Origin of the sequence: Streptococcus sp. X13SY08, assembly GCF_001182825.2 — a bacterium.
Classification (GTDB): domain Bacteria; phylum Bacillota; class Bacilli; order Lactobacillales; family Streptococcaceae; genus Streptococcus.
In genome coordinates this window covers 38,064-60,648 of record NZ_LFYO02000002.1, presented here as the reverse complement: position 1 = coordinate 60,648, position 22,585 = coordinate 38,064, and the positions used below count along the sequence as shown (strand labels likewise).

The 22,585-nt window shown below is 40.8% G+C and carries 12 protein-coding genes and 2 pseudogenes; 4 read left to right on the top strand and 10 right to left on the bottom strand.

The genetic code is table 11. From position 1 onward, the window contains the following. Positions 1–140 precede the first annotated feature (140 nt). Together AEX56_RS00845 and AEX56_RS00840 are read right to left on the bottom strand one after the other, a co-directional pair. Positions 141–527, bottom strand: a complete 387-nt coding sequence (locus tag AEX56_RS00845) for a DUF1934 domain-containing protein (protein ID WP_049618204.1) — start codon at positions 525–527, stop codon at positions 141–143. Continuing rightward, positions 505–1,440, bottom strand: coding sequence for a TSUP family transporter (locus AEX56_RS00840; RefSeq protein ID WP_082326130.1), 936 nt, complete (start codon positions 1,438–1,440; stop codon positions 505–507). Before AEX56_RS00840 ends, AEX56_RS00845 begins: the two co-directional genes overlap by 23 nt. A 106-nt stretch (positions 1,441–1,546) precedes the next feature. Between AEX56_RS00840 and AEX56_RS08735 the strand changes: the two are divergent. From AEX56_RS08735 to AEX56_RS00825, 4 genes and pseudogenes are all read left to right on the top strand, one after another. Then, positions 1,547–2,794: pseudogene (locus AEX56_RS08735) on the top strand (HD domain-containing protein); the annotation flags it as partial. Further along, a complete protein-coding gene (gene yidA / locus AEX56_RS08730) occupies positions 2,795–3,595 on the top strand; it encodes a sugar-phosphatase (protein WP_236682985.1) in 801 nt (266 codons plus the stop codon). Beyond that, positions 3,595–4,815: an aminoacyltransferase gene (locus AEX56_RS00830; protein ID WP_049617541.1), complete on the top strand. Its 1,221-nt coding sequence runs from the start codon at positions 3,595–3,597 to the stop codon at positions 4,813–4,815. The genes yidA and AEX56_RS00830 overlap by 1 nt, the downstream gene beginning before the upstream one ends. Beyond that, the gene (locus tag AEX56_RS00825; RefSeq protein ID WP_049617540.1) at positions 4,812–6,047 is read left to right on the top strand and encodes an aminoacyltransferase; all 1,236 of its coding nucleotides are present in this window, start codon (positions 4,812–4,814) and stop codon (positions 6,045–6,047) included. The genes AEX56_RS00830 and AEX56_RS00825 overlap by 4 nt, the downstream gene beginning before the upstream one ends. 68 nt (positions 6,048–6,115) lie before the next feature. Here the strand turns inward: AEX56_RS00825 and AEX56_RS00820 are convergent, their stop codons facing one another. From AEX56_RS00820 to AEX56_RS00790, 8 genes and pseudogenes are all read right to left on the bottom strand, one after another. Further along, entirely contained in the window at positions 6,116–8,839 is a 2,724-nt protein-coding gene (locus AEX56_RS00820; RefSeq protein ID WP_049617539.1) for a GBS Bsp-like repeat-containing protein, read from the bottom strand. 85 nt (positions 8,840–8,924) lie between these two features. Continuing rightward, positions 8,925–9,674: a triose-phosphate isomerase gene (tpiA, locus tag AEX56_RS00815; protein ID WP_049617538.1), complete on the bottom strand. Its 750-nt coding sequence runs from the start codon at positions 9,672–9,674 to the stop codon at positions 8,925–8,927. A 168-nt stretch (positions 9,675–9,842) separates the two neighbouring features. Continuing rightward, complete coding sequence (gene tuf / locus AEX56_RS00810) at positions 9,843–11,039, bottom strand: elongation factor Tu (protein ID WP_049617537.1); 1,197 nt, start codon at positions 11,037–11,039, stop codon at positions 9,843–9,845. A gap of 184 nt (positions 11,040–11,223) precedes the next feature. Beyond that, positions 11,224–12,264, bottom strand: a complete 1,041-nt coding sequence (locus AEX56_RS00805; protein WP_049617536.1) for an anti sigma factor C-terminal domain-containing protein — start codon at positions 12,262–12,264, stop codon at positions 11,224–11,226. Positions 12,265–12,266: 2 nt separating this feature from the next. Then, positions 12,267–12,344, bottom strand: a complete 78-nt coding sequence (locus tag AEX56_RS08725; RefSeq protein WP_236682984.1) for a hypothetical protein — start codon at positions 12,342–12,344, stop codon at positions 12,267–12,269. Between the two features lie 74 nt (positions 12,345–12,418). Beyond that, a complete protein-coding gene (locus tag AEX56_RS08720; protein WP_236682932.1) occupies positions 12,419–12,664 on the bottom strand; it encodes a hypothetical protein in 246 nt (81 codons plus the stop codon). Positions 12,665–13,069: 405 nt separating this feature from the next. Then, positions 13,070–19,831, bottom strand: coding sequence for a pullulanase (locus tag AEX56_RS00795; protein ID WP_053093885.1), 6,762 nt, complete (start codon positions 19,829–19,831; stop codon positions 13,070–13,072). 171 nt (positions 19,832–20,002) lie between these two features. Next, positions 20,003–22,539, bottom strand: a pseudogene (locus AEX56_RS00790) (phosphoenolpyruvate carboxylase). Positions 22,540–22,585 lie beyond the last annotated feature (46 nt).

The window sequence follows — 22,585 nt, the reverse complement described above, 5'->3', positions numbered from 1 at the left end:
TAGGACTGAAATCCATCAAGACAAGGTAACGATGAGTTAAGAAAAAAGTGTCCGAGAACCGCTAGCTACTCCCTCGGTTTAAGACTAATTCTATCAAAAAATAATCCATTTTTCAAGATTGAGATTCTCTAAAAATAGTTTTATTCCCAGATAATCGTCATTTTGTAGCTGGCAAAAATCTGTTGCGTATCGTAAGGTTTGAGTTGGTAATCCAAGCGAATGCTTTGTCGGCCTAAGCAAAAGTCGTATCGGCTCGTATCCGTTACCAGATGTTGCAATCCCATGGGTGTTGGAATGGTCACTACTGCTTCTTGATTGGACAAAAAGCGCATGACCGAATTTGGATTGGAAAATCGCGTCATCACTAATTCTGATGGATTGGCTTTGATCACCACTTTTTCATCCTCTTCGTTTGTAAAAACAAGATACAATTGGTCTTTTTTCATCGTCACTTGGACGGGATATACTTGATCAAGAATTTCCTTTTGGTCATCCATATCGATTTCATTTCTTAAACGAATGTGCATCCATCCTTCCTTTCTGTTCTTGTTTCTTGGAGGAGATACTCGGTAAGAATGATGAACGTAGCATCATAAATCCAGTGAAAAGCACAATAAAAACAACTAAAATTTTCAAATGATTGACATCTAGACTTGTTAGAAAGAGTGCCGCCGTCAACACACCTAGTACTCCTCCTGCCATAATACCTAAAACACCTGGCCAATGGACGCGATCTGATCGAATAAATTCCCGTGAACTAGCGACCAAAATCATGGCGGCATCCAACATCATAACAGGCAATGCGACAGAAGGGTTGATTCCCATCAGTGAGAAGAAAATCAACTCTGGTGCATAATTGCCTAGTCCCATCGTCATCAAAGCTCCAATGATAAAGTCAAACACCATTCCCACTAGCAACCAAATGCCATGTAATCCACGAACAGTTTCTGAATTGCCCTCACCTGGGTTGGCCAACATGCGATAAACCATTACAATAGCTGCTAGCACCAATAAAGTTCCTAAAATCCGCTGAACTTGCTTGGTATTCCAATTTTTGGTGAGTCGGGCACCAACAAGAGCACCTGAAAAGGAAGAAAAAGCCATAGCGACGAGGGTCATCACATCTATTTCTACGATGGTAATGAATAGCAGAGCTTCTACCAGCACGGGAATAACATGTGCTGCTGTCATGGTCGCAGGAATTTGACGGTCATCCTTAACCAATCCTGTTACTTTAAAGAGACTTGTGGTCGTTGCAAAAGTCCCAATTCCCAATGTATCCAGTAAATCTGTCACATAACCAATCCAAAAGCCTGTGAAAAAGTTTTCCCTTAGCTGAATTTTTTCCTTCTTGGCATGCAGGAAAATAGTAGCCAAAATAACCAGAATAAAACCAACCAACAGGAGTTGAATGGCTTTCAATATCATTTCATTTGTCATTATTCCATTATAATCAAAAGAAGCCCATTCGTAAATAGAAAGTTTTCAACCTTACCATAAACAGTTCTTCTAGGCAGAATAGGAGCTTTTTTGGTATAATAAAACCATGATTGAAAAAGTATTTCGAGACCCAGTTCACAACTATATTCATGTAGAACATGAGCTTATTTATAACTTAATCAATACTAAAGAATTTCAGCGACTACGCCGCATCAAGCAGTTAGGAACAACTTCCTATACTTTCCATGGTGGCGAGCATAGCCGCTTTTCGCATTGCCTTGGTGCTTATGAGATTGCCCGTCGCATCACGCAAAAATTTGAGCGATCTTATCCAGACATCTGGAATCCAGAAGAGTCTTTGGTCACCATGACAGCTGCGCTCCTTCACGATGTGGGGCATGGTGCCTATTCTCATACCTTTGAGCGGCTCTTTGAAACCAACCATGAGGAGATGACCTGCGCTATTATTACCAGTCCTGAAACAGAGGTCAATGCTTGCCTGCGTCAAATTGCGCCTGATTTCCCACAAAAAATAGCGAGTGTCATTCGCCACACCTATCCAAATAAGCAAGTGGTACAACTCATCTCTAGTCAAATTGATGTAGACCGTATGGATTACCTTTTGCGAGATTCCTACTTCACAGGGACTAACTATGGCGAATTTGACTTGACTCGTATTTTGCGTGTCATTCGACCAACAGAAAATGGCATCGCCTTTGCCGAATCTGGCATGCATGCGGTGGAAGATTATGTTCTCAGCCGTTACCAAATGTATCTGCAAGTTTATTTCCATCCCGCTAGCCGCTCTATGGAAGTGCTTTTGCAAAATTTACTAGACCGTGCCAAAGTTCTCTATCCAGTGGAGAAAATTTTCTTTACGATTTCATCACCGGGACTCTTGCCTTTTTTTGAAAATCGTGTGACCTTGCGGGATTATCTAGCTCTAGATGATGGCGTTATGAATACCTATTTCCAAAGTTGGATTGACGGGCCAGATCGTACCCTGTCCGACTTAGCCCAGCGCTATGTCAATCGGAAGATTTTTAAATCGATTACTTTCACTCAAGAAAATGAAGAAAAATTGGATACCTTGCGCAATATCGTTGCCGAAGTAGGCTTTGACCCTGAATATTACACAGCCATTCATCACAACTTTGATTTACCGTATGATATCTACCGCCCAAATGCTACCAAGAAACGCACGCAGATTGAAATCATGCAACAGGATGGACAATTGGTCGAACTATCGGAATTATCTCCTGTGGTCAAATCACTATCAGGAACTATTCATGGAGATAGCCGCTTCTACTTCCCTAAAGAAATGCTGGAAGAGACAGGTATTTTTGCAGATAAAATGAAAGTGACCATTGACATTGATGGAACCTTACTCAATCCTGAAAGAGAAATCACTCCAGCCGTTTTTGATGCCATCCAAGATGCCAAAAAAACTGGTGTCAAGGCTGTCATTACAACTGGACGTCCTATTTCAGGCGTCCTCAGCCTGTTAGAAGAACTCAAACTCAATGAGCCAGACAATTACGTCATTACCTTCAACGGTGGCTTAGTCCAAGAAACAGCTTCTAGAAATGACGTTTTCAAAGACACATTGACCTATAATGACTATCTAGATATTGAACTCTTGTCTCGGAAACTGAACTTACCGCTTCATGCTTCCACCAAAAATGGCATGTATACTGCTAACCGCAATATCGGTAAATATACTATTTACGAGGCACAGCTGGTCCATTCTCCTCTCTTTTATCGGACACCGGAAGAAATGGTAGATCAAGAAATCATCAAAGTCATGATGGTAGATGAACCCGAAAAATTGGATGCCGCCATGGAGAAAATTCCCCAAGAATTCTATGATCGATTTAATATTGCTAAATCAGCAGCCTTTTATCTGGAAATCACTCCGAAAACTGCTAGCAAAGGACAAGCTGTCATTCGTCTCGCTGAAAAATTAGGCTTGACCATGGACCAAACCATGGCTATTGGAGACGAAGAAAACGATCGTTCTATGTTAGAAGTCGTCGGGAATCCTGTCGTCATGGAAAACGGTAATCCTGAACTGAAGAAAATCGCTAAATATATCACCAAATCCAACAGTCAGGACGGAGTGGCACACGCCATTAGAGAGTGGGTATTGAACTAATGTATTCCTACAAAGTGGGTATTTCTGCCCAAGAGCATGATGCCTTCGTGACATCACATCCCTTAAATAATCTTCTACAAAGTAGCCAATGGGCCCAAATCAAAGATAGTTGGGGAAATGAGCGGATTAGTTTTTACAAAGAAAATCAACTGGTCGCAGTCGCTTCTATCTTGATCCAACCATTACCACTGGGTTATTCTATGATTTATATCCCTCGCGGTCCCATTATGGATTTTACAGATGAAGAATTGGTCATCTTCGTCATGCAATCTCTGAAGAAAATCGCAAAAACCAAACGTGCTGTTTTCGTCAAATTCGATCCATCTATCTATTTCCAACAACATTTAGTAGACCAAGAAGTTACTGATCAAAAAGAAGCGCAGCACGTGATTGCTATTTTAGAAAAAGCAGGTTGCCAATGGGTAGGGCGCACAAGTGACTTATCCGAAACAATCCAGCCGCGCTTCCAAGCCAATATCTATAAAAATGATTTTGTGCCACAAGCTATTCCTAAAAAAGCACGCCAACTCATGCGCATTGCTGAAAACAAAGGCGCAACCATCGAAATCGGCCATCTGAACTTTGTCTCTGATTTCGCCAGCTTGATGAAAAAAACCGAAGATCGTAAGAATATCCATCTCCGTAATCAAGACTACTATGAAAAACTCCTGACGACTTATGGTGACGATGCCTATATCACCATGGCACGATTGGATATTGCTAAACGCTATGAAGAGCAAACACAAGCACTCGAAAAGCAAAAAGAACTAAAAGCTACTTTTACGGAAAATACGCGTGAAACCAAGGTCACCGCTACTTTGAAAGAAATCCAGCGCCTAGAAAAAGAATTAGCCTTTTTGTCTACCTATCTTGATAAAGGATTAACCACCGTTCCGCTCGCAGCGACTCTCTCGCTTAATTTTGGCACTAGTTCTGAAAATATCTACGCTGGTATGGATGACGACTTCAAACATTACCAACCAGCGCTAGCAACTTGGTACAAAACAGCAGAACATGCCTTTGAAAACATGGGGATTATCCAACAAAATATGGGTGGTATTGAAAACAATTTGGATGGTGGACTCTACAACTTCAAATCCAAATTCAATCCCATGATTGAAGAATTCATCGGGGAATTCAATCTTCCAGTTAGCCCCTTCTACGGTCTCTTCAACTGGGCCTACATACTACGTAAAAAATTAAGGAATCGACACTCATGACATTGACTATCCTCAGTCCTGAAGAATATCAGGCTCACCTTAAAGAAGTTGAGCAAGTCTCATTTCTTCAAACGAAAGAAATGGCAGAGCTTTTAGAAAAACGAGGGATGAAGACTCAGTTTGTCGGATTAAAAAAAGCAGGACAGCTAAGGGTCTCTGCTCTACTCTATAGCCTCCCTATGACAGGTGGGCTCCATATGGAAATCAATTCTGGTCCTGTGACCAATCAGCCATCCGATTTACCTGAATTCTATCGTGCATTGCAGGAATATGCAAAAAACAATGGTGCTCTTCGCCTCCTTGTCAAACCCTATCAAACCTATCAAACATTTGATAGCGATGGTAAGCCGATTTCTGACCAAGCAAGTCAACTCATTCGAGATTTGACTGATGTAGGCTATGTGTTTGATGGACTACAAACAGGTTATCCTGGGGGAGAACCAGATTGGCACTATGTCAAAGATTTAAGCCAGTTGACACAAGAAACTCTCTTTTCTTCCTTTAGTAAAAAAGGGAAAGTCCTAGCAAAGAAAGCTAATTCCTTTGGAATCAAGGTCCGTGCCCTCACTCGTGATGAATTGCCTTTATTCAAATCCATCACTGAAGCGACTTCTGACCGCAGAGAATACCAAGATAAATCATTAGAATACTATCAAGATTTCTATGATGCTTTTCACACAAAGGCTGATTTCCTATTTGCCTCTATCAACTTTCAGGATTATTTGCAGCATTTAGAAAAACAGAAAGCTAGCTTAGAAAATCACCTTCAAGCCATCGAGCAAGATCTAGAAGTCAATCCACGTTCCAAGAAAAAACAAAATGAACACCGCGAAATTTCCAGCCAAATCCAATCCTTTCAGATTCGGGAAGCTGAGGCTAGAGACCTCCTTACACAGTATGGTCAAGAAGATGTTCCTCTGGCTGCTAGCCTCTTTGTCTACACGGATCACGAGCTGGTTTATCTGTTCAGTGGCTCTCTCACCGAATTTAATAAATTCTACGCTCCAGTTGTCCTACAAGAATACGCTATGCGTAAAGCCATTGAGTTGAAAATTCCATTTTATACCTTATTAGGTATCACAGGACTATTTGACGGAAGTGATGGCGTCCTGCGTTTCAAGCAAAATTTCAACGGGTTTATTGTTCGTAAAATGGGAACCTTCCGCTACTATCCACGTCCTCTCAAATTTAAGGTGTTGCAATCTATAAAGAGAATTATCGGAAGAAATTAACTCTAACTAGTTTCTCCCATCAGCCTAATGTACATAAAAAAAGAAAGCCGAAGGGCTTTCTTTTTTGCTTATTGATAAGTTGCATAGAAGGATTCAATCCCTTGATACAAGCCAATTGCCAGTTTGTTTTGGTAACTTGCCTGTTTGATTTGTGTTAATTCACTTTCATTGTCCATAAAGCCCATCTCGACAAGTACGACTGGTTTTTCAGTTTCCCGAAGAACTGCAAATGTCGCTCTACGAACACCACGATCACTTGCTCCTGTTTGAGATACCATTCCTCCATGTACTGCATTTGCCAAGGTTAAACTTTTCGCTAGACGGTCTGGGTTGTTATGCAATGCCTGATTGATTGCTGGTGGATATAAATCAGATGACTCATACCAATAGGTCTCAATCCCCTTGGCAGTGCTGTTGGCTACTCCACTAGAATTAAAATGAAGACTGATAAACAGATCTGCATTTGTCTCATTTGCCATTTGTGAACGAGCTGTTACATAATCAACATAATAATCGCCTGTTCGACTCAGTAGAACTGTGAATCCTGCTGCTTCTAATTTTGCTTTTAGAAGGTTGGCAACTCCCATTGCTAGATCCTTTTCCTTGACTCCTCCATAGTAAGCACCAGAATCTGTGCCACCATGACCTGGATCTAAGAAAATAACTCGCTTGAGTGCCTGTTTGTAATCAACTACTGTTGTCTTCGTAGTTAATCCAGTTTTATTGCCTACTTCTGGTGTCATGTATAGATGCACTTGGTATATCCCTTTTTCACCTTTATGGTTAGTCTGTGATACACTGGCTTTGAACGTCCCATCCACCTGCTTCACTGCTGTGTACCAGATAAGATCATTTTGTCCATTCACTTCGCCCCAAACCGCAACTTCCACTTGCTTAATAGCAGTTGGCGCTAGGATACGCGCAATAATATCAAACGAACCCGTCTGCAAATTTCGATTGGTGATTTCCAAGCTACCTTGTGGCTGAACTGACAACATATTGATGGCTGCACTTGTGCTAGCCACACCAGACATTTCTCCAGATGGATGAGTGACATAGAGATGTGCATGGTATAAACCACTGCTGTACTTATGGTTACCCAGACTAACGGTTACCTTGTAACTACCATCAGCTTGTTTCCCAGCCGCATACCACTTGATGTCATCTTGTCCATTTTCATCTGACCAGACAGGAATTTGCACGCTTGAGATACCTTTTGGATGGCTCAGATTGGTTACCCGCACTTCAAACAATCCTTGTTTGCTATCTACGTTTTCAATAGCGATATTCCCCGTCGCCGCAGGTGAAGTTAAGGTCGTTTTGGTTGATCCTACTCCCAGCAATCTATTAGACGCATCTTCATAGTAGAGATGGATTTGGTATTCACCTAGTTCATTCTTATGATTTGTTTTATCAACGGTAAGAAGATAAGAGCCATCCGCCTGCTTAGTTGCAAGATACCACTTCAAATCATCTTGTCCATTTGCTGATGTCCAAACAGGAATCTTAACCGTTTTTAGTCCTGTTGGAGCTACAATATTTGAAACCCGAACCTGAAATGTCCCTAATTTTGTATTGACATTTTCAACCGTAATCGTTCCCTTGGGCTTACTTTCAAGAGTCGTTTTGGTAGCAGCAATCCCTTGTTTTTGACCATCTTTATAGACGTAATAAAGATGAACATGGTAAACACCCATACTATTTTTGTGTTGCGCCTTATTAACGTTAACCTGATAAGAACCATCTATCTGTCTAGTTGCTGTATACCATTTAATATCATCCTGTCCATCAATGTCCGACCAAATAGGAACTTGGACAGAAGTGACTTCTGCATCAGCATTCCCTCTAACATCTGTAATTCGAACGGTAAAGGTTCCTCTTGCAGCATCTAGTTGTTGGATTTGGATAGTCCCTGTTGCGTTGACATTTAGTGACGCCTTGGTTGACGTGACTCCATTTACTTTGCCGCTATTATCAACAAAATAAAGATGGACTTGATAGGTTCCTATCCCATTCTTATGGTTCTTTTTATCCACTTGAACCTGATAAGTTCCGTCATTTTGTTTGATGGCTGTGTACCATGTTAAATCATCTTGTCTATTTTCTTCTGTCCAAATAGGAACACGCACTTCTTTCACTCCTGACGTCGGTACATTCCTAACTTTGACAGTAAAGGTTCCTAATTGGTATTGAAGATTTTCGATAGATAGACTCGGTTGCAAGGCAGATTCTGAAGTGGGCTCTGACATCAAAGTCTTTTCCTTTTCTATTCCTGCCTCACTGGAAGAACTTGTCTGGCTGTCTGTGCTAGTGGAGGAACTTGATTGCTCTGAAGACAGACTAGAGCTTGAAGAGCCCATCGGTGCACCCTGCTTTGGATTAACTTGCCAATCCACTTCGTAGCCTCCCAATGCATACAGACTATCTTCATTTTTCACCAGATCCAATTGAATCATTAGCTTGCTAGATTCTACTGGCAAAACTGCTGACTCTACCTTAGCTTGATAGCTTCCATCTTCCTGCATTCCAAAGACGAGATCACTAATTTTTTGGTCCATATCACTCATACGAAGTTGGCCCTTGACTTCTTGGAGAGCAAAAGGTAGTTTCGTTACGGTAATAATCAATTGGTCATTCTCAAAGACTGCCTGCACTTCTGCTGAAATAGTTGTATCCTTTTGCGCAGTTACCACTTCTGGTTGAGCTATCACCTGATCCGCATAGACAGCTTGACCCAGTGTAAAAAGACCCAACAAACTACCCGCGTAGATGAGTGATTTAAATGTTTTCATTTTCTTAAGTTCCTATCATTTGCCAGAAAACTTCTAGGCGATATGCTTAGAAGTTTGATATGTTTTCAATAATAGTTTGTCTCAATTAGAAGTCTAACAATGCTAAGAAGCTTGCTGGTTCAAGTGAAGCACCACCAACAAGAGCACCATCAACGTCTGGACAAGCCATGTATTCTGCTACATTCTCAGGTTTTACAGAGCCACCATATTGTACACGAACTTTGTCTGCAACTTCTTGACCGAAGTCAGCTGCGACAACATCACGAACTGCTTTACACATTTTTTGTGCATCATCTTGAGTAGCTGATTTACCAGTACCGATAGCCCAGATTGGTTCATAAGCGATAACCAAAGAAGCCACTTGTTCTGCTGATAAGTCTTTCAAAGCTGCTGATACTTGTGCACCAACAAATTCTGCTGCATTACCAGCTTCATAAGTTTCAAGTGACTCACCACAACAGATGATTGGTGTCATACCATTTTTGAAGATAGCATGTGCTTTTTTATTGATATCTTCATCTGTTTCATGGAAATAGTCACGACGTTCTGAGTGACCAATAACCACGTAGTCCACACCCATTTCAGAAAGAACTTTTGGAGAAGTTTCACCTGTAAAGGCACCAGCATCTTCAAAATAACAATTTTGAGCAGCAACTTTAAGGCCTTCAACATTTGCCGCAAGAAGAGCAGACAAGTCAACGGCTGGAGCTGCAATCGCTGCTTCAACACGATCAGTAGATGGCAATTTACCTGCGATAGCTTCTACAAATGCTTGTGCTTCTTGTGGATTTTTGTTCATTTTCCAGTTTCCGGCAATAATTGGTTTACGTGACATTTCACATACCTCTTTATCTTTTATTTTTACTTGTCTAGTATACCATATTTTGAATAATAATTCTACTCGTTTTATCTCTCTTACAATACCAAAAAAACTCACTCCACAAGGGGAGTGAGTTTGCAATTAAAGTCTGACCAATAATTGTTATTCTGGGAGCTTAATCAATTAAGCTTCGATTTCAGATACGATACCTGAACCAACTGTACGGCCACCTTCGCGGATAGAGAAAGTTGTACCTTGTTCAACGGCGATTGGGTGGATCAATTCAACTTCGATAGTCACGTTATCACCAGGCATTACCATTTCAGTACCTTCTGGCAATTTGATTGAACCAGTTACGTCAGTTGTACGGAAGTAGAACTGTGGACGGTAGTTGTCGAAGAATGGAGTATGACGTCCACCTTCTTCTTTAGAGAGGATATAAACTTCACCCTTAAATTTAGTGTGTGGGTTGATTGAACCTGGTTTAGAGATAACTTGACCACGTTCGATTTCATCACGTTGTACACCACGGAGAAGCACACCAACGTTATCGCCGGCAAGACCTTCGTCCAATTGTTTACGGAACATTTCAACACCAGTAACAACTGCTTTATGTTTTTCTTCTTTGATACCAACGATTTCGATTTCGTCGTTGACACGAACTGTACCACGGTCGATACGTCCTGAAGCAACAGTACCACGACCAGTGATTGAGAATACGTCCTCGACTGGAAGCAACAATGGTTTGTCAGTGTCGCGTTCTGGTTCTGGAATGTACTCATCAACAGTGTTCATCAAGTCCATAACGATATCTTCGTATTTAGTATCGCCTTCAAGGGCTTTAAGAGCTGAACCTTGGATAACTGGAAGATCGTCACCTGGGAAGTCGTATTCTGACAAGAGGTCACGGATTTCCATTTCAACCAACTCAAGCAATTCTTCATCGTCAACCAAGTCAACTTTGTTCATGAAGACGATCAAGTGTTTAACACCAACCTGACGTGAAAGCAAGATGTGCTCACGAGTTTGTGGCATTGGTCCGTCAGTTGAAGCAACTACGAGGATCGCACCGTCCATTTGGGCAGCACCAGTGATCATGTTTTTAACGTAGTCCGCGTGTCCTGGAGCGTCGATGTGAGCATAGTGACGTTTTTCAGTTTCGTACTCAACGTGCGCAGTGTTGATAGTGATACCGCGTTCGCGTTCTTCTGGAGCAGCATCGATAGACGCATAGTCTTTTGGTTGGTTAACTGATGAAGGCAAGCGACGTGCCAATACAGTTGTGATCGCTGCTGTCAAAGTAGTTTTACCGTGGTCAACGTGTCCGATTGTACCGATGTTAACGTGTGGTTTACTACGATCGTATTTTTCTTTTGCCATTTTAGGAAAAGCCTCCAATAAAATATATTTTATAGATAGACAGTAGGCAATACGGTCTAACTTTACCTTACTATTCTATCAAATTGTCGTGAAAATGCAAGTATTTTCTATCTTTTTCTGATGAAGGAGCCATAAAAAGACGGAAGGAACGGATATTTCCATCCATTTCTTGACTGATTTGCTCCTACTTTTCTAGGTGATGATAAGGCTGAATTTCGACACTCTGACCAATGTTAGAAGCGAAAATCCATTTTACATCTTTTAACTGAGCAAAGTTCTCAGCACGACCTGTTAGAATAACGCCAGCAAATTTAGCGGTTACGGCATCTTTATTTTGAGCTAAAAAGTCTTTTAATGCTACAAGTTCTTTAGAATCACTTTCATCCCCACGCATAGCTAAAAATTTTTGAGCATTATCTGCAAATATTGTGAAACTATTTTGCATCCCAACTAGGGGGGTGACTTTTTGCTCCTGCTCATATTTCCTGTATATCTTTGCCACTTCAGCCTTAGAATTTTTTGTGAGTGCTTGATTAACCTCTTTTGTCATTGCGTTCTGTTGCTCAGCCGTTAGTCCCTGATCAAAATGGGGAGTAAAACCATACTGATACGCTAAATTCCCATTCACAAATCCTTGCTTGCCAACACCAATCCAAATCCAATTCATTTTTAAACTATCTGGTATCATCTTGCTGATTTCTTCTAATGTATACCCTTCATCAAATGTAATAGCTACTTCCACAGCTTGATTTGTCATGTCTGGAATAAAGTCTAAATCTTGCTTTTGTTTATAAAACACGTTTTCATTCTCCAGCACATCGTAAAAGCGTGGTATTTTGTAATTTTCCTGATAAGTATAATCTGACTTTCCATCATCACCTGTTCTCAACGCTTCGTCTTGGTTCAAATCATAATGGTGGAAAATGGAATATTCTCCCTCATATTTAATAAAAGGAATCGTAATCCCATCAACATCTTTGATTCGGTTGGAATAAAATTTACCTGAGAAATTTGACGTTGGTTCCCATCCCCATGTTGTGTACTCGATATTCGGGTAGGCAATTTCGTTCAATAGTAGATATTGTTTTTGAATTTTTTTACCGTTTCTCGCTGTCAATCTAGTTAAGCCATAAGATAATCCTCCAACTGCTAACACGCTGACTAAGACGCTAGCAATCGTCCATTTCATCCAGTTTTTCCGCTTATTTTTTTGTGATTTTTTCAAAGTTAGATAAGGTCTTCATAAATAGAGAGAATGTGGCTCATTTCCTTGACTGTAAAATCTTGGAAATAATACAAATCCATCACCAGTCGGTATTTTTCAGGTAATTCTCCCAATAAATGATAGAGTTCACTGGTGTCCTCTTGGTCAAATTGAATCAGGTTTTCCTTCGAATAGCAACACGATACATCCGCGCGCGGATTTTATCACGTGACAAAATCAATTGACTTTCCAATATGTTGACGAGGACATCTTGGGTCACATCCCAACTATCTTCTGGACTAGCGCCAGATTTCCTAAGATAATAAACGATCTCGTCTGCTATTAAGATTGATTCCTTTTCATACAACTCAAATCGAATGCCCCTCACCTCCTCGCTGAAGGAATGGCAAATCTTAGCCAAAATTACTATTTTTCTCTCGTCACTATTATAACGAATCAGCACATGCTTTGGTCACAAAAAAAACACGAACAAAGTTAGCTCCATTTAGAAACTTCTTTGCTCGTGTCATAATGATAGCGGCACAAAAATCGGTGACTCGTCACTAAATAAGATTTCGATTTTTCAGCACTTTTTCATTTTAGGTTATTAAGCTAAAACAGTCTACTAGACTGTTTTACTCCAACTTCCGCACAGTTGATTAGATAGGGGCTATCCCTTGCAATGTAAGGGATTAAGACTTGCAATCAACCACTGCGTTGAACATTTATTACGTAAAAAGTGAAAAGAGGTAGGTCTTTTTTGACCCAACCTCTTTTAGGACGGACCCTGATAAAACGAATTTTCCTCTCGAGATTACTCTGGTACCTAACTTGCGTCATATCGTGAATAAGTCAAGACTTGATGCAAAGTAGATGTTGTTATTGTAAATGCAGAATAGGAAGCTCTAGCTGTCCATCTTGGACTGGGTTGACCCAGCGTCCAGTCAAATCCCGGAATGGACATGCCCCAATTCATCATGCTAAGTCGAGGATCAACCATATAAGGAGCCGCATAGTAACGATAATGTTTGTTAGCTGAGCGTCCTAACACTGGTTTCAATCCTATTCCCACTAGGTGTTTCAATGCCTGATTGAGTACTTTTCCATCAAGTTGCACACGAATGAATTTCCCATTACCATTTACAGTGACCTTGACTCCCTCAAAATGGAGAGTGCTTTGATTTAGCTTGCCTTTTTGTAGTTTATCAACAGGCTTGCTTGGCTTAGTCGTTTGAATTGGTTTAGCAGGTTCCAATTTAGTTGCTGGAATAGTTTCTACTACTCGAATTGGAATAGTAACCTGACGACTGCTACCATCTTTGAAGGTCACGCGCACCTTAGATTCGGTTAGACCAACTTTGCTCAAATCAGGGGCTACTTCAACTCCACTGAGCACAGCCCCTTCTAGCAAGGTCAAAGCTGTTTTATAATCAATCGTTTGGGCATCTTGATGGAGATTTACACGCATTTCAGTTGGTTTAGGAATCTCAGGAATGTCAACAATAGATGCCGCAGGTTGCCCCTTTGAGATACGAAGCACGACAGCGGTTAGACCATCCAATTTGATTTGATAATTGGTTTTATCAATGTTGACACCAGTTGGATTTGCGGTTGCCTCGATTCCCGCTCTTGATTGATCAACGAGGATTTCTGCATTTACCAGATGACGGAATTTCTCTGGCAAATAGAGAATTCGAGTATTGGTATCTGCGTTGAGAATGACCGCGTAGATATCCCCGTTTGAAGCGACTGTTTGATAAGCGATAAAATGATCACTGTTCCCAACTGAACCTTGATTTGGCTCTGTTATCAAGGTCACATCTCGATCTACTTCTGCTTTTGTAGCTTTTGAAAATGCATCTGTTGAACGTCGAAGAGCAATCAACCCAGCTGTGTAAGCTTGCGTTTTAGTCGTGATGGGATGTGCTGCTGTGTCCGTTGCCTTCGCCCAATCAAAGTGATTAACACCATCTGAAGAATCGTAACTATCATGTATAAAGTACGGATGGTTCGCAACACCACTATTATAAGTTGACTTGTGAGGATCCTTGCCCTCACCCAAGTAGCTTGCATATTCATCATTTAGCAATTGCTTAGTGCGTCCGTATTCCTGTCCTGAATGGATAAATGGTGTACCTTGCGATGTCAAAATCAAGGCATTCCCAAGACGAAGACGCTGATGAGTTTCCTGCTCAGCTGTTGCTGGATCTTTTTTGAGCGAATAAGCAATGACATCATGGAGTGTCAAATTATCATGAGCAGCAATGTATTGGATAACATCCCCTGGATCATCACTGTTGAAGTTATTTGGTTGTGCTTTTATCGTATGGAAGAGTTTCCAGATGTCCTGACGACCGTTTGTTAAGAAGGCTGCTGCTCCCTCATTTGGAAAACCTGATTTGAGCATATTTCGGATATCGTCTGAAAAGACTGCAACAGTATCTGTTTTTTCCATCCAGCCTTGGTCAGCAGCTGGAACACCTTTATTGTCATCTCCTGTAAATGTGCGCCATCCCTCACCCAACATGATGATATTTGGATTCAGTTTTTGTGCTTCTTTAAGGGCTGCTTCAATGGATGCTGCATCATGGTCTCCCATCATATCAAAACGGAAGCCATCCACTTTAAATTCATTTACCAAATACTTGATTGAGTCCACTAGCACGCGACGGCTCATGTGGTGTGTTGTTCCCAAACGACCTCCACCAAAACTTTCTTTTGGCGTCCCGTCAGCAGTCATGAAGTGGTAGTAATTTGGCTCTAAATCTTCAAAAATCGCTGTTTTAGCAGTATGGTTGTACACAACATCCAATACGACACCCATATTGCGTTTATGGATTTCGTTGACCAAGTTTTTGAATTCTTGAATCCGCAATTCAGGATTGGTCGCATCTTCCGAATACATACCTGTCAGCGCAAAATAGCTTTGTGGATCGTAACCCCAGTTATAATTTTGATTGGCTGAATTGTACTCTGCTGAACGAGTCTTATCCAACTCATTAACATAATAATAGCTGAGAATTGGCAAGAGTTGAATATGCGTGACACCTAGTTTTTGAAGGTAATCCAATTTTTCAGCGAAGGCTGCAAAGGTTCCAAATTGATGCTTGAGCTCTGGAGCAATGGCTTGATCAGAAGTGAAATCACGTACATGCGCTTCATAGATGATGGCATCTTCTCTCTTAGTGAATCTTGGAATGTTAGCAAAATCCAATTTTGGTCCTAATTTACTTGGGTTAACAAAAGCTGCTTTAGCAACATAACTCGTATCCGTCACTTTGCTATTGTCCCATTCCGCCAATGACTTAGCATATGGGTCTAGGGCTAGAACAGTTTTTGTGCCACGCGTAATTTGGCAATGGTAGTAATAGCCTGTCAAATCTGAAAGTTTGAGACTTGAAGCTGCTAAATCTAAGGCCCATACCCCTTTTTCTCCTTTGGTCATTGCTACCGTACCGACAACGGTATCTTGCTGGTCTTTGTCATAGACTACTACTTCTACTTTATCTGCACTTGGTGACCAGAAATGAAGAGTTGCTTGGTTACCAGACTCATTGAGCTGTGCTCCTAAATCTCCATCGTAGGCGTAGAGTTCATCCTTTAATTCCCACGACATACGTGTTTGATAAGATGCAGATCCGAAGGTAATGGTGTAATTGGCTCCTTCTTGTCCAAATTTTCCGCGAATCAAAATCGTCTTGTTTTTACTATCCAACTCAACACCTTCAAACTTTACGGATTGTCCAGCTTTGTCGATCACTTTTAAGTCTTTTAAAGCAGCATCTTTCGTCAAGCCTTCTAAATTGCTAAAATCCGCAACCAAACTGCTTGTCGAACGATGTTCAGCACCCGTTAATTTTACCTTATCTACGTAATATGTATTGGTATAAATTTTCGGATCATTATCTCGAACAAAAATCTGACTGTGATTTGCAAGATCGGTGAAAATGTAATCAGACGGAGTTTTCTTAGCTGCGTCCCCTTCCTTGGTTTCGTCTACAATCAAGAAACCTAGTTCTTTTGCCAAATCCTTCAATTCAACATCTAGGTAAACTCCATAATCTCCTTCATTGACTAAGTTGGTGCCATCAGGGAACTTCCCAGTTGAAGGGAATTTGACATCTCGGAAAAGCCATGCGCCTAGGTGATTATAATTTCCATCTTCACGTTTGTAATTAATTCGAATAAAGCCTTTTTGACTTAGCGGTTCATAACTGTATTCATTAAAGGCTTCATAAATCCACACTTCCTTCTTACTTGGGCTGAGAATTTCAAAACTTTGATTTTCTGTTAAGTTGGTACCTGAACCGCGCAAATCATTGATTAAGTATGAAATCTTTCCATGGCGATCTGGATGCATTTTGACATCTAAATAATAACCATAATCATCTTGACTTGCTTGTGCAAATTTATCCGCTCCATTAGGCCAGCCACCTTTATCATTAGAAATAGTCTCTACATCATCCCACGTCCACAGACCTAATTGGTTAATATCGTGACCGTCAGGTAGTTTCTTGAAATGCATGCGAATGTAGCCTTCTTGAATGTCTGGTGCTTTGATGGTGATAGCCTGGGCTTTCTCCACACTACCATTTTCCACTGTCAAAAGCATCGTGCCACCATCAGTAATAGCTGGCGCATCCAAGTTGATAATCCATTGGCCAGCTTCATTCTGACTGGCTTTGAAACGTTGCCCGCTGTAATGATCCACTACTGCAGTATCTGGACCGGACACAGTCAAGGTGATAGTGCGTTTTTGCTGATTAAGATTATAGGTAATAAAGGCTGTTTGTCCTTGGTAATCACGTTTCGCCATTAACCAACGTTCAGAATCTGTTCCTGCAAAAGTTTCGTTAGTGCCACGTGAGAGTAATTCAGAATAATTTTTGCGGAAGTCCAATACCTTTTTGTAATGTGTCAGAATGCTGTTATTATCCGTAGCCTTCCAGTCAAAATCAGGTCTCTTTCCATAATATGGCCAATTATTTTTGCCAGATTGTCCAACTTCTTCCCCATAGTAAACCACAGGCTGACCTTTAGCTGTCAATTGCATAGTTGCTGCGATTTTTAACCGATCTTCTGTAAGCTCCTTACTGCCAAAAAGATCTGAATTCACTTTAAATCCATCTTCATCATGGCTACTGAGGAATTGTCCCAATGTAAAGGAGCTAGTTAATATTTTGTTTCGAGCAATCAATTCTTGGTTGGCAGCTTGTAATTGACCAGTAACCAAATTTTTGGCAATGCCTTTAAAGCCAAAGTCAACCAAACTATCCATCATTCCATTTCCCAAGTGGCCATTGGTATTCTTGTAATTGGCTCCCCAAGATTCTCCGATCAAATGGAAATCTGAATCCTTGCTCACCAATTCATTTTTGAAATGCTGCCAAGTAGTATGGTCAACATGCTTAACTGTGTCCACACGGAATCCATAAATTTTATTACCTTTTGCAGTAGTTGATTTACGAATCCAATCGGATTGCCAAGCGACTAATTTATCCCGAACAGCCTTATCCTCTGTCTTGAAATCAGGTAAACCAGCTAGTGAACCAAGAACGTCGTTCCCTTTTTTATCCTCAGAACCTGTTCGAGTCATGCCTTCAAATCGTTTTCGATCTTCTTCAGTTGGCGCACCGGGTGCTTTCGACTTGGTATCCTCATTCATACCATACCCAGCATGATTTAAAACGACATCCACAATGATATTGACACCCAAATCAGCCGCTTTATCAATCAATTCATGGTATTCTTCCATGGTTCCCAAATGCGGATTTAATTTTTCAAAATCAGATGCCCAGTAGCCATGATAAGCATAGTAAGAACCATCTTTGCTACCATATGAGGCATCATGTTCTATATTTTCTACAATAGGTGTCAACCAAATAGCGGTCACGCCTAATTTTTTCAGATAGTCTAACTTTTTAGTAACTCCTTTAAAATCGCCGCCTTGATAAAGCCCACGTGGGTTAGATGGATTCGAATAATCCATCATTTTTGGATTATCATTCAATTGATTCCCATTGTAAAAACGGTCCGTCACCATGAAGTAGATTACTTGCTCATCCCAATCCAAGTCACCTTTTTGCTTCTTCCGCTCTGCAATAGTCACTTTGGCAGTAGTGGTGTAGGAACGCTGATGGTCATCATAGAGAGTAATCGGAATATCATAAACACCTGGTGCCACACTAGAATTCGTATTAACTGTGATTCGTTTCAATTCTGGAGAAATCTCTAATTTCCCACCTTGAATACTAGAAGCATCGGCAGTGATTTTAACAATTTTAGCGTCGCTTGGCTCTTTATAGGTAATATCTAATATACCAGCCTCATTATAGTTAAATGGCTTTTGTAAGGTAGCGGAAGCTTGAATATCTTCTGTCCCTTGAGTAGCTTTACTGGTATCAACTTCTTTGGTTGATGCCACAAAATAAGGATTGGTATAAACCGTCTCATCGTTTTCACGCAAGAAAATTTGACTGTATTTTCCACGGAGATCAAAAGATAGATTCTTTGTCTGTGTCTTATCTGCTTGATTGATCAAAAGGAATTGCAAATGAGAATCCAATCCTTTAGACAAGTCAACATCTATATAACGGCCATATTTTCCTGTTTTTATAAAATCTTCCGCCCCTTGAGGCCATGTTCCTTCAACAGATGGTGTCTTGGTGTCTCCCCACATCCAAACACCCCAGTTATCGTATTTACCATCAGCACGATCGTAATTGATGCGGAGTTTATTTTCATCTTGTAGAGGTTCAAAACTGGCATCTTGATAATCTTTATTGATAAAGACTTCATTCATATCTTTATGCAACAAGCTAATTTTTTGATTATCAGGAGTGACCTTCGTCCCATTTGTACCGCTTAAAACAAGGTAACCAATTTCAGCAGCGTTGTCTTTCTTTTTGACATCAATATAATAGCCATAGGAAGATTTCTTTGCATCTTTAAGGCTGAGAGCTCCTGTTGGCCAATTTTGTGACTCATCTGCCACACCACCCCACAACCATAAACTACGGTCAGCTTTGTTGCTTTCGTCAATGGATTCCAAGTGAATGCGCACGTACCCATCTTGGTTTTTATCTTCTTCTGCTGTGTCAGCTGTTACTTCTGCTATTGCGGTGACTGGTTGAGCAGCTACTTCGACAGATTGGCTATCTGCTCGTTCCTCGACCGGAGCTACAGCACCATTTAACGCATTAAGTTCCGCTGGTACTTGTTTCTCAACTGTTTCTGCTACAGCAGTATCAGTTTTGGAAGCTGGTTCCACAATCACTTTTTCTTCTGTCGAACTAGTTGATTTTGATGGGGTCGATGCAGACGTTTGCATAGAAGGTTCTGTTGAACCCGCGCTAGAATTTTCCTGATGGGAAAGACTGGCATCTGCTTCAGTGACAACTTTCTCTGGAGCAAGTTGGCTATTTTCAGTTAGCTGAGTTCCCGTTGTAGGCGCTTCAGCGAGAACCATTCCCCCATTTACAGCAAAAAAGGCACCAATCACGACTGAAGCGACACCAACGCTCGGCTTCTTGATACCATATTTAAATTGCTTGTCAAACAAGGACTTGCTTTGATTTTTCTTGTGCATAAGAACTCCTTTTAGTAGTTTTTCACTTGCATTATAACATGTGGCGCAAGCGTTTTCAATGCAATGCTTGGATTTTCTAAAAGAAAATGTTACCAGAAAATTACTGTAAACCAATTTTCAAAAACTAATAAAAAAAGAAAACCAAGATACACTTGATTTTCTAAATAGAGTCTATCCTGAATTTCGCAAGCCTGTTGCGATTCCGTTGATGGTAATATGAATGAGATTTTCTTGGTCCGCACTCAGTTCTCCACGGCGCAAACGGTTGATGAGTTCAATCTGAATATAATTTAAGACATTGAAGTAAGGTAAACGATAATCTAGACTAGCTCTAAGGAATGGTAATTCAGCAAGTAGAGAATCGTTCTGTTCAATTTGCAATATTATATTTTTGGTCAGCTGCCACTCATCCAGTATAGGATAAAAGACTGCCTCTACCTCAGGATCCTGACACATTTTAGCATATTCAAAGGCAATATTCATATTAGACTTAGAAAGAACCATGTCCACGTTTGACAAGAGGGAGCGGAAAAATGGCCAGCTAGTATACATTTTTTGTAGTTTGGCGAGATTTTCAGGTGCCTTGTCAATATAGCGCTTAAAACTAGAACCAACACCGTACCAACCTGGTAACATGACACGGTTTTGCGACCATGAGAAGACCCAAGGAATTGCACGTAAACCAGAAATTTCAGTAATGGTTTTACGAGCAGCTGGACGAGAGCCGATATTCAAACTTGATACTTCACGAATCGGGGTAGCAGCAAAGAAATAGTCATAGAAATGAGGATTGCCAAAGACTAGCTCACGATAAATACTGTAGCTGTCTTCTACAATATCATCCATAGTGGCACGATAACCATCGATTTCACTCGGGTCGGTAATCATCTGGGTCACCATACGATCCAAAGTTGCACCCCTTGTTCTGTCAAGCGAATGCGATCATTGATGGAACCGAATGGCTGGGAGGTAATAGCATCATAAGAAGGACCACCACCGCGTCCGACAGTTCCACCACGACCATGGAAGAAGGTAATTTTTACCCCATGATTGCGACCGATTTGCGTCAATTGGTTTTGAGCCTTATACAAAGTCCAACCAGAAGCCAGATAGCCTCCATCCTTATTTGAATCAGAATAACCCAGCATAATTTCTTGGTAATGATGGTTATCAGCAATCCAGTTTTGAACAACTTCAAGATTCAAATACTCTTCTAAAATAGCCGAAGAATGTTCTAAGTCTTCAATGGTTTCAAATAATGGAACGATTTGAATGCGAGCTTTTTCCTTATCCACCAAGCCAACTTCCTTAAGAAGAATAGCTAGCTCTAGCGTATCTGACACACTTTCAGAATGAGAAATAATGTGCTGCTTGATAACGTCGTCACCCAATTTGTCCTTGAGCTCACGCGCGGCTTGAAAAATAGCCAATTCTTTTTCCAATTGCTCTGATTTTGGCACATGAGTAACAGATAGAATTCGCGGATCCTCTGTGAGTTCTTGCAAAAGGACACGGCATTTTTCATCCTCAGATAAACTAGAATAATCTGCCACAATATTAGCTGCTGCCAGTAATTCAGCGACACTGGCCTCATGAATGATGGAATCTTGACGCATATCAATACTTGCTAAATAGAAACCAAAAGCTTCAACAGCTTCTAACAATTCTGCCAGATCGCCTTTGACTAAGATAGCCGCATTGTTTTCTTCAAGCGACGTTTTAATAGCCAGCAAGTCCTCCTTAAATTCTTTCACACTGCCATATCGCAAGTCATGCTTTTGATCATGAATGAGAAAATCCCGTGTATGTTTCAATTTCATACGGATAAAGTGGAAAGCACGACGGTAGGGCTCGTGTTCACGATAGACTGACTTATCTTCCGACAAATCCGCCAAGGCTAACACTTCAGGAGTCACATCAACAATAGTCGTTGAAAGAGAAAGTGTGCGGTAAAGCTGAGAAAGCTTTTCGTCATAGTAATCCATGATTACTTCTGCCTGTGTCAATGCAGATAATTTGAGCGTTTCTGCTGTGACGAATGGGTTCCCATCGCGGTCTCCACCAATCCACATCCCCATAGTAATAGGACGAGGATTTTCCAACTCCACTCCACGCTCCGCAGCCAAACGCTTGTATTCGCTCTGTAATTTGGTAACAGCTTCAATAAAAGAAGAATTGTAGTATGCCATGGCATTGGTGATCTCATTGGTCACCTTGAGTTTCTTCTCACGAATCATATCCGTCTGCATGATAATTTCAACGTAAGAGCGCAATTGTTCTTCCCACTTGGTTTTATTGAGAAGACCCATTTCGATATCACGATAACGACGTAAGAGTTCATGAATCCGATTGGTCAAATCCAGCATGGATTGGCGCTGTACCTGAGTCGGATGGGCAGTTAAGACAGGCACCACATTAAGATGTTCCAAAATGTCTTTTGCATCTTCACGCTCTGCTACCATTTCAATGGTCGTTGAAATTTTGCCTAGATAATCTGTTCCAAGATTGTTTTGACGATTGATTTCATAGGCCAAATCCACATCTTCTGAAATATTGATGAGAAGAGGCAGTACAGCAAAATAGCGAGAAATGACTTCCAATTCCTTATTGGTCAAATCTTTGATAATATCCAACAATTCATGGTAATGTTCTGCCGTAGCGAGCTCTGACAATTCAATGATTTTATCGAAACTATCCTTTGAAATCATCTGACGAGCCACATCTTTTAGAGTCTCTGTCAAGATGAGAACTTCT